This window comes from Streptomyces sp. TP-A0874 (assembly GCF_001748085.1).
In the GTDB taxonomy this organism is placed as follows: Bacteria; Actinomycetota; Actinomycetes; order Streptomycetales; family Streptomycetaceae; genus Streptomyces.
On the sequence record NZ_BBZK01000005.1, the window covers coordinates 81,041 to 96,255 of the forward strand.

8 protein-coding genes, 1 tRNA gene and 2 pseudogenes are annotated in these 15,215 nt (G+C 72.8%); 3 read left to right on the forward strand and 8 right to left on the reverse strand.

Going from position 1 to position 15,215, the window contains the following annotated elements:
• Positions 1-166: 166 nt before the first annotated feature.
• Complete coding sequence (fdh, locus tag BGP73_RS08025; protein ID WP_244501132.1) at positions 167-3,424, forward strand: formate dehydrogenase; 3,258 nt, start codon at positions 167-169, stop codon at positions 3,422-3,424.
• Here fdh and selD read toward each other — a convergent pair.
• Positions 3,376-4,484 (reverse strand): annotated as a pseudogene (gene selD, locus BGP73_RS08030) (selenide, water dikinase SelD). The gene fdh and the pseudogene selD overlap by 49 nt on opposite strands.
• Before the next feature lie 334 nt (positions 4,485-4,818).
• Here selD and BGP73_RS08040 point away from each other — a divergent pair.
• A tRNA-Sec gene (locus tag BGP73_RS08040) sits at positions 4,819-4,911 on the forward strand.
• A 35-nt stretch (positions 4,912-4,946) separates the two neighbouring features.
• Here BGP73_RS08040 and BGP73_RS08045 read toward each other — a convergent pair.
• The 6 genes and pseudogenes from BGP73_RS08045 to BGP73_RS08070 all read right to left on the reverse strand — a co-directional run.
• A pseudogene (locus tag BGP73_RS08045) lies at positions 4,947-6,713 on the reverse strand (SelB domain-containing protein); the annotation flags it as partial.
• Positions 6,714-6,720: 7 nt separating this feature from the next.
• Positions 6,721-8,118, reverse strand: a complete 1,398-nt coding sequence (gene selA / locus BGP73_RS08050; protein WP_212732790.1) for an L-seryl-tRNA(Sec) selenium transferase — start codon at positions 8,116-8,118, stop codon at positions 6,721-6,723.
• A gap of 194 nt (positions 8,119-8,312) precedes the next feature.
• Complete coding sequence (panD, locus tag BGP73_RS08055) at positions 8,313-8,732, reverse strand: aspartate 1-decarboxylase (protein ID WP_069813192.1); 420 nt, start codon at positions 8,730-8,732, stop codon at positions 8,313-8,315.
• A 192-nt stretch (positions 8,733-8,924) separates the two neighbouring features.
• Positions 8,925-10,070, reverse strand: coding sequence for a bifunctional 2-methylcitrate synthase/citrate synthase (locus tag BGP73_RS08060; protein ID WP_069813194.1), 1,146 nt, complete (start codon positions 10,068-10,070; stop codon positions 8,925-8,927).
• Between the two features lie 60 nt (positions 10,071-10,130).
• Positions 10,131-11,036, reverse strand: a complete 906-nt coding sequence (prpB, locus tag BGP73_RS08065) for a methylisocitrate lyase (RefSeq protein WP_069813196.1) — start codon at positions 11,034-11,036, stop codon at positions 10,131-10,133.
• Positions 11,036-12,556 (reverse strand): MmgE/PrpD family protein, encoded by a 1,521-nt coding sequence (locus BGP73_RS08070; protein WP_069813198.1) that lies wholly within the window; start codon positions 12,554-12,556, stop codon positions 11,036-11,038. Before BGP73_RS08070 ends, prpB begins: the two co-directional genes overlap by 1 nt.
• A gap of 375 nt (positions 12,557-12,931) precedes the next feature.
• On the opposite strand from BGP73_RS08070, the gene BGP73_RS08075 reads away from it, so the two are divergent.
• The gene (locus BGP73_RS08075) at positions 12,932-14,413 is read left to right on the forward strand and encodes a short-chain fatty acyl-CoA regulator family protein (protein ID WP_069813200.1); all 1,482 of its coding nucleotides are present in this window, start codon (positions 12,932-12,934) and stop codon (positions 14,411-14,413) included.
• Between the two features lie 49 nt (positions 14,414-14,462).
• Here the strand turns inward: BGP73_RS08075 and wrbA are convergent, their stop codons facing one another.
• Entirely contained in the window at positions 14,463-15,083 is a 621-nt protein-coding gene (gene wrbA, locus BGP73_RS08080; protein ID WP_069813203.1) for an NAD(P)H:quinone oxidoreductase, read from the reverse strand.
• Positions 15,084-15,215 lie beyond the last annotated feature (132 nt).

A 15,215-nucleotide genomic window follows, 5' to 3' on the forward strand; every position in this document is an offset into this window, starting at 1 on the left:
CCCGTCCTTGGCGGGACACCGCCCCGCAGTACGTCGCGCCGCAGCGGTTCGCACTGTGGTGCACGAAGATGCGGTGTTCACGGGGCTACGGGAGGATGTACGGCAGTAGGAACGGAGACGTTCGGCGACCGGAGCGCCACCGAGCAGCCGTGAAAGGGCAGACCTCATGGGCGTACGCACCTGGATCACCTCCTGGCCGGTCTACCGCCAACTCACGGGCACCGATCCCCTGGGCCGCGGCGCCGCCGCCAAGAGCGACCTGAGCGCGCGGCTCGTCCCCCGGGTCGCCGCGGCCGACCGGGTGGTGAAGTCGATCTGCCCCTACTGCGCCGTGGGCTGCGGCCAGAACGTCTACGTCGAGGACGAACGCGTCACCCAGATCGAGGGCGACCCCGACTCCCCCATCTCCCGTGGCCGTCTCTGCCCCAAGGGGGCTGCCAGCCTGCAGCTGACCACCGGCGGCGCCCGCGAGTACCAGGTCCTCTACCGTCGCCCGCACGCCACGGAATGGGAACGCCTCGACCTCGGCACCGCCATGGAGATGATCGCCGAGCGCACGATCGCGGCCCGCCGCGCCGGCTGGCAGTGGGAGGTCGACGACACCCGCACCCGGCGGACGCTCGGCATCGCCAGCCTGGGCGGGGCCACGCTGGACAACGAGGAGAACTACCTCATCAAGAAGCTGTTCACCGCGCTCGGAGCAGTCCAGGTCGAGAACCAGGCACGCGTTTGACACTCCTCCACCGTTCCCAGTCTGGGAACGTCGTTCGGCCGCGGTGGGGCGACCACCTTCCAGCAGGACCTGCAGAACTCCGACTGCATCGTCATCCAGGGCTCGAACATGGCCGAGTGCCATCCGGTCGGGTTCCAGTGGGTGATGGAGGCGAAGGCCCGCGGGGCGAAGGTGATCCACGTCGACCCGCGGTTCACCCGCACCAGCGCACTCGCCGACGTGCACGTGCCGCTGCGCGCGGGCTCCGACATCGCCTTCCTCGGCGGCATCATCAATCACGTCCTGCGACACGACAAGTACTTCCGGGACTACGTGATCGCCTACACCAACGGGCCCGTCGTCCTGCGCGAGGACTTCCACGACACCGAGGACCTCGACGGCGTCTTCTCCGGTCTGGACCCGGAAAGCCGCAGCTACGACAACGGCAGTTGGCAGTACTCCGGCACCGAGGTCCAGGCAGCCTCCGGCGAGCGCGACCAGGAGTACAAGAAGCGCACCGGCGACAGCTCGGTCACCGAGGCCGCGTACGGCGAATCGCACGGCTCCGGGGGCGCCTCGATCCCGGAGGGCGAGCCCGAGCGGGACGAGACGCTGAGCCACCCGCGCTGCGTCTTCCAGGTCGTCAAGCGGCACTACGCCCGCTACACGCCCGAGATGGTCGAGGAGATCTGCGGCGTGCCGCAGGACCTGTTCGAGCGAGTGTGCGAGCTGGTCACGGAGAACTCCGGCCGCGACCGGACCACCGCCTTCGCCTACGCGGTCGGCTGGACCCAGCACACGGTGGGCGTGCAGTACATCCGCGCCGCAGCCGTCCTGCAGACCCTGCTGGGCAACATCGGCCGCCCGGGCGGCGGCATCCTCGCGCTGCGCGGGCACGCCTCCATCCAGGGCTCGACGGACATCCCCACCCTGTTCAACCTCCTGCCCGGCTACATCCCCATGCCGCACGCCCACAAGCAGGAGGACCTGGACACCTTCGTGCTGGCCGAAGCGGCCCGCAAGGGCTACTGGGCCAACATGCGCGCCTACCTCGTCAGCCTGCTCAAGGCGTACTGGGGCGACGCCGCCACGGCGGAGAACGACTTCTGCTTCGACTACCTGCCGCGGCTGACCGGTTCCCACTCCACCTACGAGACCGTCATGGCCCAACTGGCGGGCACCTGCAAGGGCTACTTCCTGATGGGCGAGAACCCGGCGGTCGGGTCCGCCAACGCCAAGATGCAGCGCCTGGGCATGGCCAACCTCGATTGGCTGGTCGTGCGGGACTTCTCCCTCATCGAGTCGGCCACCTGGTGGAAGGACGGACCGGAAACGGAGACGGGCGAGATGCGCACCGAGGACATCGGCACCGAGGTGTTCTTCCTGCCCGCCGCCACGCACACCGAGAAGGACGGAAGCTTCACCAACACCCAGCGCCTGCTGCAGTGGCACCACCAGGCGGTCGAACCCTCCGGTGACGCCCGCAGCGACCTGTGGTTCGTCTACCACCTCGGCCGGATCATCCGGGAGAAGCTCGCCGCCTCCACCGACCCGATGGACCGGCCGCTGCAGGACCTGACCTGGGACTACCCCGTAGGGGGTGAGCAGGCCGAGCCGGACGCGGAGGCCGTCCTCGCGGAGATCAACGGGCACGACGCGCTGGGCCGTCCACTGGCCTCCTACGAGCAGCTCGCGGATGACGGCTCCACCTCCTGCGGCTGCTGGATCTACTGCGGGGTGTACGCGGACGGCGTGAACCAGGCCGCCCGCCGCAAACCGGGGCGGGAGCAGAACTGGGTGGCGAACGAGTGGGGCTGGGCCTGGCCCGCCAACCGCCGCATCCTCTACAACCGCGCGTCAGCCGATCCCGACGGCCGGCCGTGGAGCGAACGCAAGGCACTGGTCTGGTGGGACGAGGACAGCAGCTCCTGGTCCGGCCACGACATCCCGGACTTCATGGCCGGCAAGGCCCCGGACGAGCAGCCGTCCGAGGACGCCACCGGGCCCGCGGCCCTGACGGGCACCGACGCCTTCATCATGCAGGCCGACGGCAAGGCCTGGTTGTACGCGCCGTCCGGCCTCACCGACGGCCCGCTGCCCACCCACTACGAGCCGCAGGACTCGCCGTTCCCCAACCTGCTGTACGGGCAGCAGCGCAACCCGGTGCGGCAGCTGCTGCCGACGTACCCGGACAACCGCTACCAGCCCAGCGGCCGGGAGCCGGGCTCGGAGGTGTTCCCCTACGTCGCCACCACCTATCGGCTGACGGAGCACCACACGGCGGGCGGCATGTCCCGCTGGCAGCCCTACCTCGCGGAGCTCCAACCGGAGTTCTTCTGCGAGGTCTCCCCCGAACTCGCCGCGGAACGCGGCCTGGAGCACACCGGGTGGGCGATGATCGTCAGCGCCCGCGGGGTGATCGAGGCACGGGTGCTGGTCACCGACCGCCTCGCCGCCCTCACCGTGCAGGGCCGGCGCCTGCACCAGGTGGGGCTGCCGTACCACTGGGGCCCCAACGGCTACAGCACGGGCGACTCGGCCAACGAACTGCTCCACATGTCCCTGGACCCGAACACCCACATCCAGGAGGCGAAGGCGTTCGCCGTCGACATCCGGCCGGGACGCCGCCCCAGGGGGCCGGCCGCCGTGGAACTCGTACGGGCCTACCGGACCCGGGCCGGCATCGACGAGCACACCGGCACGGACCCGTGATCGGTACCCGGGTGAGCGGTACCCGGTGCCGGGTTCACCGCAGGACCACCGAGAAAGAGCCGCGAGGCACCAGCTCACCCACCACCGGAGCCCCGGGCACCTCCCCCGCCACCAGCAGCCCACCCGACGTCTGCGCGTCAGCGAGGAGGAGTCGGGTGTCCTCGTCCGCGGCCCCGAAGTCGGTGAACGGCGCCACCCACTCCAGGTTCCGCCGGGTGCCTCCGCTGACGTACCCCTCGCGCACCGACTCACGGGCCCCGTCGAGGTAGGGCACCGCGGCCGTGTCGACCACGGCGGTCACCTCGGAGGCCCGTGCCATCTTGTGCAGGTGCCCGAGGAAACCGAATCCGGTGACGTCGGTGGCGGCGGTGGCCCCGGCCCGCAGAGCCGCGGCCGATGCCTCCCGGTTGAGCGTCACCATGGTGGCCACGGCCTGCTCGAACCGCTCACCGGTGGTCTTGTGCCGGTTGTTGAGCACGCCGAGTCCGAGCGGCTTGGTGAGTGACAGCGGAGTGCCGGGCCGGGCGGCGTCGTTGCGGAGCAGCCGGCCCGGATCCGCCAGACCGGTGACCGCCATGCCGTACTTGGGTTCCGGATCGTCCACGCTGTGGCCGCCGCCCACATGGCACCCGGCCTCCGTGGCGATGTCCAGGCCACCGCGGAGCACCTCGCGCGCGAGGTCGAACGGCAGCACCTGGCGCGGCCAGGCCAGGAGGTTGACGGCGAGCACGGGTCGGCCGCCCATCGCGTACACGTCGGACAGGGCGTTGGCCGCCGCGATGCGCCCCCAGTCGTAGGGGTCGTCGACGACCGGTGTGAAGAAGTCGGCGGTGGAGACGACCGCCTGGTCCGGGGCGCCGCCGGGCGAGGGCAGGGTGACGACCGCCGCGTCGTCTCCGGTCGCCAGCCCGACCAGGAGCGGGGTGTCTCCACCGGTCGCCACCGGCCCGGCCAGCTCGCCGAGTACGTCCTCCAGTTCCCCCGGCGGGATCTTGCAGGCGCAGCCGCCGCCGTGAGCGAACTGGGTGAGGCGTACGGGTGCTTCGAGTCGCGTGGTCACGGGTGCGGCTCCCTCTCTGCGTCTTCGCTGAGCTTGTCTGTGCGTCTGTACTGGACCGTCGGTGCGCCGGTGCTGGGCCGTCTGCGCGTCTTCGCCGAGTTGCTGGAATCGAGGGGTCGGGCCGGGTGGGTGGTGGTCGGTGAACCGGCCCGGTGGCTGCCGGTCTGCCCGCCCGGGAGCCCGAGGGTTCACTCGCGGGCCGGGAAGACGCCCCGGCCGGCGGTGCGCGAGTCCGCGGTGGACCGCCCGGACGAGTCGGGTTCCGATCCGTGCCGGGATCGGCGCCGTGGCTTGGACCGGCTCCGCCCGGCCTTCCGATAGCCTGGGCGCGCGTGGAGGCGTACGGGTGTCTGGTGACCCCCCCGGTCTTCAAAACCGAGGTGTCCGAGTATCTCGGGCAGGCGGGTTCGATTCCCGTCCGCCTCCGTTTCCGACCTCCGACCGGCAGCGCCGGCGCTGATCGTCCACCCGCTCGGTGTGTCCCCGGGCGTCCAGCAGTTCCAGCAGCGGCACGGCCACCCGGCGGGTGGTGCGGAGGGCCTCCCGCGCCTCGCTCAACGTGAACGGCTGCGGCAGTCCGCGGAGTACGTCGGCGGCCCGGACCTCCGCTCCGGGCAGCAGCACGATGCCCTCGGTGACACGGAGCAGCAGGCCCGCCGCCACCGCGGCGGCCACCGTCTCCCGGGTGAGCCCCAGTTCGGTCAGGCGGCCCGCTTCAGGGGCTCGGAACGGGGCCTGTTCCAGGTCCGAGCGCACGACTTCGACGGCCTGGCGAACCGGCGGAGGCAGCCTCGGACCCGGGTTTCCGGCGCCGTACAGCCGGCCGCGACCGCGGCTGAGCGCCAGCTTGCCCGGTGTGTCCGTCAGGGCCTCGACCAAGGACCGGTCCGGCAGTCCGAGCAGGTGCCGGGCCGCCTCGGTCGGCAGGCCGGGATCGAGCGGGTGCCGTTCCGCGTGCCGCTCCACCTCGGTGGCCAGGCGCTCCCGCAGGGCCGCCCAGTGGGCGGGGTCGGCCAACCAGTCCCCGGTGACGGGGGAGGTGGCGACGGGGACGCCCATCGCCTCCAGTTCCCGGCGCCGGACGAGCCGCCGGCGGCCGAGCTCCGCCGCGCCGTCCGGGCGACCGGTCATGACCGCCAGCTCCGCCGCTCTGGCGCGGGCGGCTCCGCGCCGGGTCAGCCTGGGCGGCGCGACGTCCAGCACGGTCACTCCGTACGGCGTGGACCGGCGCCCCGGGGCCCGGAGCACGGCCCGGTCTCCGACGCGCAGCGGAAGCTGCCGGGAGAGGGTGAGTCTGGTCGTGTCGGGACCCAGCGGCCGGACGGTCGCCGGGACCGCGGCGGTGCCGATGTGCAGGCTCATGCTGCGCGGCAGGTCCCGCGCCGAAACCCCGGTGGTACGCACGTCGGTTACCGCGGTGGGCAGCCAGCGGTCGGGCGTCAGCAGCACCTGGCCCCGCCCCAGCACCCCGTCACCCGCCCCGTGGACGTTGACCGCCACGCGTGCCACACCGCTCACCGAGGAACGCTCCTCCCGCAGGCACTGCAAGCCCCGCACCCGCAGCGTCGTCCTGCCGTCCCCGGTCGTGAGCCGGTCGCCGACGCGCAGCGTGCCCGCTCCCAGGGTGCCGGTGACGACCGTCCCACGGCCTCGCACGGTGAAGGCGCGGTCGAGCCACAGCCGCACGTCCGCGTCGGCGGGTGGCACGGGCAGGGCTCCGCCCAAGCGGACCAGCTCACCGCGGAGTCGGTCCAGACCGGCCCCGGTGCGCGCGCTCACCGCGACCGAGGGCACGGAGCCGAGGGAGGTGTCCGCCAGCCGCTCGGCGGCCTCCTTCCGTGTCGGTCCGGGGTCCGCGAGGTCGCAGCGGGTCACGGCGAGCACGGCGTGCCGGACCGTCAGCGCGTCCAGGATGTCGAGGTGTTCCTGCGACTGCGGCTGCCACCCCTGATCGGCGGCGACCGCGAAGAGCACGGCGGGCGCCGGACCTGCGCCGGCCAGCATGGTGGCGATGAACCGTTCGTGACCGGGGACGTCCACGAAGGCGATGTGTTCGGCTTCGGAGCCGCCGGCCGGGTCCTGGCCCAGCCGGGTCCAAACGAACCCGAGGTCGAGGGTCAGGCCCCGGCGGCGCTCCTCCTCCAACCGGTCGGGTTCCATCCCGGTCAGCGCCCGCACCAGGGCGGACTTGCCGTGGTCGACGTGTCCCGCGGTGGCCAGTACCCGCATGGCCGCCTCAGCCCTGCCCGGCCGACCGCACGGCCGCCGCCAGTCGTTCGTCGTCCTCCGCCGGCACCGCCCGGAGATCCAGCAGGCACCGTCCGGCCTCCAGCCGCCCCACGACGGGGAGTGCCCCGCCCCGCAGGGCGGCGGCGTAGCGCTCGGGAAGCGACAGCGCGGCGCTGGGCAGCGACACGCCGGGAGCGCCGCCCCCGCCCACGGTGGCCGCGCTCTCGACGGCCCGCACGTCGATGCCCTGGGTGCGCAGCGCGGCGGCCAACCGCTCGGCGCGCTGCCGCAGCCGCGCCGGGTCGGCGGCCAGCGCCTCCTCCGTCGGGGTCCGGGGCCCGACCAGTGTGGCCTCCAGCGCGGCGAGGGTCAGCTTGTCCACCCGCATGGCCCGGGCGAGCGGATGCCGGGACACCGTACGGATCAGTTCCTCCCGTCCGAGGAGGAGGCCGCACTGCGGTCCGCCCAGCAGCTTGTCGCCGCTGGCGGTGACGAGCGAGGCCCCCGCCTCGAGTTGGGTGCGGGCGTCCGGCTCCTCGGGCAGCAGCGGATGCGCGGCCAGTAGTCCGGAACCGATGTCGACGACGACCGGGACGCCCAGCCCGGCCAGTTCGGCGGCGCCCGCGGCGCGGGTGAATCCGGTGACCCGGAAGTTGGATGGGTGCACCTTGAGGATGAACGCGGTCTCCGCGCCGATCGCCTCCGCGTAGTCGACCGCGGTGGTCCGGTTCGTGGTGCCCACCTCACGGAGCCTGGCGCCGGTGGAGACCAGGAGGTCCGGCAGCCGGAAGCCGTCCCCGATCTCCACCATCTCCCCGCGGCTGATGACGATCTCTTTTCCGGCGGCGAGCGCGGTGGCGACCAGGACCAGCGCCGCGGCACCGTTGTTGACGACGTGTACGGCGGCGGCGGACGGCACCCGGCCGCGGAGGGCGGCCAGGGCGCTGCGGCCCCGCCGGGCCCGAACGCCGGTGCCCAGGTCCAGCTCGACGTCCGTGGGCCCGGCGGCCTCCTGCACCGCCTGCCGGGCCGCCGCCGAGAGCGGAGCGCGTCCGAGGTTGGTGTGCAGCACCACGCCGGTGGCGTTGATCAGCGGCCGGAGTCCTCCCACCGTGCGGGGGAGCAGGGCGGCGGCCGCCTCGGTCACCTCGTCGGGGGGCACGGCCCCCGCTCGTGCCTGCTCCTGAGCGTCCCGGACCGCCGATTTCACCAGTGCGGGACCGAACCGGCCCACTGCCTCGTACAGACGGGGATCGCGCAGGACCGCGTCCGTGCGGGGAATTCGCCGCCGTACGTCCGGCCCGGTCTCGCACAGCGTGCCGGCCTCGCCGCCGGGCCCGGCGGGACCGGCGGCCTCGCCCCCGGCAGCGTCGCCGTTCCTTCGTGCTGTGCCCCGCTGGTCCACTCGACCCTCCGCTCCGGCCCGGCTCCGCACCGCCGGGAGCGCTCATCGTCTCCGAGCGCTCCCGTCCGGTCTCGGGACACGCCGGAGGGGCCGCGGGAGCCACGCGGAGGCGTGGCGGACGGGGGGCGTTTCCGGAAGGGCCGGAGGATCGCCGGGTACGGCGGAACGAGCGGATCAGGCGGTGGCCGGGCGGATCAGGCGGTGCGGGCCTGCGGGCTCCGCTCGGTGTCGCCGCCCGGCACCGGCTCCGAGGCGTCGTCGCCGAGGGCCACGATCCGGTTCCCCTCGTCCACGTGGACCACCCGTGGGACGAGGGCGCGCGCCTCCGCGTCCTCGACCTGGGCGTAGCTGATGAGGATGACGAGGTCTCCGGGGTGGACGAGGTGGGCGGCGGCGCCGTTGATGCCGATCACGCCGGAGCCCGGCTCCCCCTCGATCACATAGGTCTCGAGCCGGGCGCCGTTGGTGATGTCCACGATGTGCACGAGTTCGCCGGGCAGCAGATCCGCCGCGTCCATCAGCTCACGGTCGACGGTGACGGATCCCACATAGTGCAGGTCGGCCTGGGTCACCGTGGCGCGGTGGATCTTGGACTTGAACATCGTACGCAGCATGGAAGCTCTCCCCGACCTGGGCTCCCTGCCTACGTCTGTGCAGGTCAGGGGCGGTTTCCCTATTTTACAACGAGCTACCGCCGCCCGTCAGGCCCGAGGCGGCGCCAAGTCCCGTTCGGAGCCTGTCCCGACCGCTGCCGGCCTGGTCGGTCCGGTCGGCCCAGTCGGCCCGGTCGGTCGAAACGGAGAGACCTACGAGGCCACCGGCACCGCCCGCTGTGCCGGGCCGTCGTAGCTGGCCAACGGCCGGATGAGGGCGTTGTGGGCGAGCTGCTCGGTGATGTGGGCGGTCCACCCGGTGATCCGGCTCATCACGAAGATCGGGGTGAAGGTGGGGATGTCGAAACCCATGAGGTGGTAGGCGAGCCCGGCCGGGTAGTCCAGGTTCGGATGGATGCCCTTCCGGCCGACCATGGCCCGGCGCAGAGCCGTGTGCACGGTGGCCAGCCGGGTGGTCTCGGGGCCGCCGGTCCGGGCGACCAGCCGGTCGGTGGCCTCCTGCATGATCGGCACCCGGGAGTCCCCGTGCTTGTACACCCGGTGCCCGAACCCCATGATCTTCCGCTTGGAGGCCAGCGCCTCGTCGAGCCACGCCTCGACCCGCTCGGGATCCCCGATCTCGTTCAGCATGTGCATCACGGCCTCGTTCGCGCCGCCGTGCAGCGGGCCCTTGAGCGCCCCGATCGCGGCGGTGACCGCGCTGTAGAGGTCGGAGAGGGTGGAGGTGACCACCCGGGCGGTGAACGTCGAGGCGTTGAAGCTGTGTTCGGCGTAGAGGATGAGGGAGGTCTCGAAGCAGCGGACCACCTCGGCCTCGGGCACGCTGCCGAAGCACATGTGGAAGAAGTTCTCGGCGTAGCCGAGGGAGGCGTCGGGCTGGACCGGTTCGAGGCCGCGGCGCCTGCGGTGGTCGGCGGCGACCACCGTGGGCAGCTTCGCCAGCAGGGTCAGGGACTTCTCCCGGTTGGCGGCGGGGCTGCCGTCGTCCTCCCTCGGGTCCTCCGCCCCGAAGAGGCTGACGGCGGTCCGCAGGACGTCCATCGGGTGGCAGGTCTCGGGCAGCCGGGCCAGGAGTTCGGCCGTGGTGCGGTCCAGCGGGCGCAGGGCCCGCTCCTGGGCCTGGAACTCCTTGAGCTGGGCGGCGCCGGGCAGTTCCCCGTGCCAGAGCAGGTAGGCGACCTCCTCGAAGGAACACCGGGCGGCCAGGTCCTGGACGGGGTAGCCGCGGTAGGTCAGGGAGTTGGTCTCCTGGATGACGGTGGAGATCTCGGTCGTGTCGACGACGACACCGGCGAGACCGCGGTGGACCTCGGGGTTCGCGGGCACGGCAGTGGTCATGGCACTCCTCCGTAGGGGTGGGTGGCGCCCCGGCGGGGACGGTCGGGACGGGTGCGGCGGTCAGGAGCCGGGCGGCAGGGTGAAGTCGAAGACGGCCGAGTCGAAGGCCGTGTACTCCTCGTAGCCGAGGACCTCGTAGAGCCGGGAGCGGGTCTGCATCCGGGGCAGCAGGGACTCCTGGGTCCCGTCCGCCGCTAGGGTGCGCAGCCCGTCCTCGATCGCTCCGTTCGCGAGGCGGAAGAGCGTCACCGGGTAGAGGGCGATGTTGTAGCCGAGGTCCTCCAGGGCGGAGGCGGACAGCAGGGGGGTCTTGCCGAACTCGGTCATGTTGGCGAGCAGCGGCACATCGAGCGCCTCGCGGAACGCCTCGAACTCGGCCTCGTCGGCCAGCGCCTCGGGGAACACGGCGTCGGCGCCCGCGTCGACGTACGCCTTCGCCCGGTCGATCGCCGCGTCCAGGCCCTCCACGCCGCGCGCGTCCGTCCGGGCCATCAGCAGGAAGTCCTCGTCCCGCCGGGCGTCCACCGCGGCGCGCATCCGCTGGACCATCTCGTCCCGCCCGACCAGCGTCTTGCCCTCCAGGTGGCCGCAGCGCTTGACGCTGACCTGGTCCTCCAGGTGGAGCCCGGCCAGGCCCGCGTCCTCAAGCAGTTGGACGGTGCGGGCGGCGTTGACCGGTGCCCCGAAGCCGGTGTCGGCGTCGATCAGCACCGGCAGGTCGGTGACGCGGGTGACCTGCTGGGCGCGGGCGGCGATCTCGGCGGAGGTGGTCAGCCCGATGTCGGGGAGGCAGAGTTCGGCGGCGAGCACGGCGCCGGAGAGGTAGACGGCTTCGAAGCCGTGCTCCTCGATCAGCCTCGCCGAGTAGGGGTTGATCGCGCCGGGCATCCTCAGCAGCCGGCCGGAGGCGAGCCGCTCGCGGAAGGCGCGGCGCCGCCCGGCCGGGGTGGTGCGGGTGTGCAGCATCAGAACAGGCCCTTCGGGAGTCCGGCGTCGCGGTCGGCGGTGAGCGAGGGGTCGACCGCCGGGAAGAGCGCGGCGAGACCGGGGGCGTCCAGCTCGGCCAGGCGGCCGGCGGCCGTCAGGAAGGCGTCCTGGGCCGCGGGCGTGACGGTGCCCTCGGCGAGGGTGCGGAACTTCCGGGTGTAGCCGGTCCGGTCGAAGGGCCGGGCGCCGGCGGGGTGGGCGTCGGCGACGGCGAGTTCGTCCTCGATGACCGTCCCGTCGTTCAGGGTGACGACCGCCCGGCCGCCGAAGGCGCGCTGGTTCGGGTCGGGGTGGTGGTAGCGGCGGGTCCACTCCGGGTCCTCGACGGTGGAGATCTTCTTCCACAGCTCCACGGTGGCCGGCCGCTGGGCGCGCTCGGGCGCGTAGGAGTGCTCGTGGTGCCAGCCGCCGTCCTCCAGGGCGACGGCGAGGATGTAGGGCACCGAGTGGTCGAGGGTCTCGCGGCTGGCCGTCGGGTCGTACTTCTGCGGGTCGTTCGAGCCGCTGCCGATGACGCTGTGGGTGTGGTGGCTGGTGTGCAGGACGATGCTCCGCACCTCGGAAAGCGGACCGGTCCGCTCCCGCAGCCGACGGGCCAGATCGATGATCGCCTGCGCCTGGTACTCGGCCGAGTGCTCCTTGGTGTAGGTGTCCAGGATCGCCCGGCGCGGCTCACCCGGCTCGGGGAGCGGCACCGTGTACACGGCCTCGGGCCCGTCCAGCATCCAGGCGAGGAAACCGTCCTCCCCCTCGTAGATCGGCCCCGGTGACCCCTCCCCGCGCATCGCCCGATCCACGGCCTCGATCGCGGCCTTGCCGGCGAAGGCCGGGGCGTACGCCTTCCAGCTGGAGATCTCGCCCTTCCGGGACTGCCGGGTCGCGGTGGTGGTGTGCACGGCCTGCCCCACGGCCTGGTACACCGTCTCGGTGGGGAGGCGGAGCATCGCACCGAGGCCGCAGGCGGTGGCCGCGCTCAGGTGGGCGACGTGGTCGATGCGGTGTGCGTGCAGGCAGATGCTCTTCACCAGGGCGACGTGGATCTCGTACCCGGCCACGATGCCGCGCAGCAGGTCCGCGCCGGACCGGCCGGTGTGCTGGGCGACCGCCAGCAGCGGCGGGATGTTGTCGCCCGGGTGGGAGTAGTCGGCCGCCAGGAAGGTGTCGTGGAAGTCCAGCTCCCGCACGGCCGTGCCGTTGGCCCAGGCCGCCCATTCGGGTGAGACGCGGAGGCCGGGGTCGGTTCCGAAGACCGATGCGCCGGGGGCCGCGGGGTGCGCCAGCGCCTGGGCGCGGGCCACCGCCACCGGGCGGCGGAGCAGGGAGGCGACGGCGACCGCGGCGTTGTCGATCACCCGGTTGGCCGCCATGGCCGCGGCCTCCTGGTCCAGCTCCGCGGCCTCCTGGGTACCGGTGGCGACGGCCGCCAGCCGCCAGGCGAGCTGCTCCTCACGGGGCAGCCGGTCGGCGCTGGGGTGGACGCGTACCTCGTGGTCGATCACGGGACTCCTCACTGCTCTGCCGGTGCTCGGCGGCGCGGCCCTCGCCGCGCCCCTGGCTGTGAGGATCCCTGCTGAGGAGCGGATCGGCGACCGCTCCAATCTGCGGAATCCGTACCGTGCGGAGGTGTGAAACAGCGAATCCTGCGAAATCTGCGGATGGTAGATTCGCAAAAACGAGATGCGCCGCGGGCCTCCCGCGGCACCCGGTGCCGGTCGGGCCCCGCACCGCCGACCGGCCGCGGACGGACCGCGCCGCCCACCGCAGAGAGGCAGTCAAGTGAAGACGGCAGAACCGCGGGTACCACTGAGGTCGGAACCGGCCGAAGAAGCCACTCCCCACCCCGCTGAAGCAGGGCGCCCCCTGACCGGGTCCTGATGGGGAGGACCCCCGGGCGCAAGATCTACGCGCACGCCAAGCTCCGCCGGCTCCGCGCCGAGCACGGTATGAACCAGGTGCAGCTGGCCCGCGTCCTCGGTATCTCCACCAGCTACCTCAACCAGTTGGAACACAGTCAGCGCCCGCTGACCGCCCCGGTGCTGCTCCGGATAGCGGAGGCGCTCGGAGTGGAGCCGGAGTTCTTCTCGGAGGCGGACGAGGAGCGGCTGGCCACCGATCTGCGCGCCGCGCTCGCCGACGAGGCATGCGGGGCCCCGGTCCCAACAGGCGAGGCCGCCGAGGTGGCACGCGACCACCCCGAGGTGGCGCGCGCCCTGGTCGCACTGCACCACCGCTACCGGGACGCCTCCGAACGCGTGGCAGCCCTCGCCTCGCCGGACGCCCCGGGCGCCTCGGCCGCCCTGCTCCCGGCGGAACCCCACGACGACGTGCGCGACTTCTTCTACGCCCACCACAACCACTTCGGCCCGCTCGACACCGCGGCCGAGCGGGCCGCCGAGGACCTCGGTCTTGACTCGGCGCACCGGGCGGCCGACGTCCTGCGCCGGCGGCTCGCCGCCGAGCACCGGATCAAGGTGGTGCGGGCCGCCCCGGGGAGCGCCACCGACACCCGGCGGCTGGACGCGGCGAGCGGGCTGCTGTTCCTGTCGCCCTGGCTGACCGCTGGTCAGCAGGCGTTCCAGCTGGCCACCCAGCTCGCCCTGCTGGAACAGGGCGAGCTGCTCGACGCCCTGGTCGCCGGTGGCGGGCTCTCCTCCCCCCAGGCGGTGAGCCTGGCACGCATCGGCCTCGCCAACTACTTCGCCGGTGCCCTGCTGATGCCGTACACGGTGTTCCTGGCCGCCGCCGAGGAGCTGTGTTACGACATCGAGGTGCTACAGGCCCGCTTCGGGGTCGGCTTCGAGACGGTCTGCCACCGGCTCAGCACCCTGCAGCGGTCGGGGCGGCGCGGTGTGCCGTTCTCCTTCCTCCGGGTGGACCGGGCGGGCAACATCTCCAAACGGCAGTCCGCCACCGACTTCCACTTCTCCCGGCTCGGCGGCACCTGCCCGTTGTGGACGGTCTACGAGGCGTTCTCCGCGCCGGGCCGGATCCTGCGCCAGGTCGCCGAGATGCCCGACGGGAAGCGCTACTTCTGGGTGGCTCGGACGGTCACCCGGGGCGGCTTCGGGCATCAGGCGCCGCGTGCGGAGTTCGCCGTGGCGCTCGGTTGCGAACTGCGGCACGCCCACCGCCTCGTCTACGCGGCGGGCATCGCCCTGGACGATCCCCGGGCCGCGACCCAGATCGGTCTCGGCTGCCGGATCTGCGAGCGCCGGGACTGCGCCCAGCGGGCCAGACCCCCGGCCGGCGGGCGGCTGTCAGTCGACCCGGACCGCCGCACCTACGTCCCCTACCCGGTGGAGGTGGCCCTCGACTCGCGGCCGGGCGCCGTGCCCCGCGCCGCGGAGGACGGCTGAGCGCCGCCCCGACCGTCCGGGCCCTCGGCTCCTCGGCCTCCGGGCCGGCTCAGCCGGCGGCGAGGCCGGCCTTCAGCGCGGAGGCGATCTTCACGACGCGCTCGGCCTGGATGCGGGCGGCCTCGCGAGTGGTGTCGTCGACCGGGTTGTTGCCCTGGGCGTCGACGTGGGAGGTGCCGTAGGGGTTGCCGTCGGCGAACTTCGCCGGGTCGGTGTAACCGGGGGCCACCACGATGCCGCCGAAGTGGTGGAAGGAGTTGTACAGGGCGAGCAGCGTGGACTCCTGACCGCCGTGGGCGGTGGCCGAGGAGGTGAAGCCGCTGTAGACCTTGTCGACGAGCTTGCCCTGGGCCCACAGACCGCCGAGCGTGTCGATGAACTGCTTCAGCTGGGAGGTGACGTTGCCGAAGCGGGTCGGGGATCCGAAGACCACGGCGTCGGCCCACTCGATGTCCTCCGGGGTGGCCACCGGGATGTCGGCGGTGGCGGCCGCGTTGGCGGCCCAGGCCGGGTTGGAGTCGATGGCGGCCTGGGGGGCGAGTTCGGCCGCCTTGAGCAGGCGGACCTCGGCACCGGCCTTTTCCGCGTGCAGGGCGATCTGCTTGCCGATCTCGGCGATGGTGCCGGTGGAGGAGTAGTAGACGACGGCGACCTTGGTCGGGGTGCTCACGGTGCGGGTTCTCCGTTCTGTGGCGGTCGGGTGCGGCGAGCACCCGGTTGCTTTCAGGGTGCGAGAAGCACCTTGATAGTTGAACACTAAACCATATGGGTGCGGCTTGGCAATCCCGCCTCCGGCACCGGG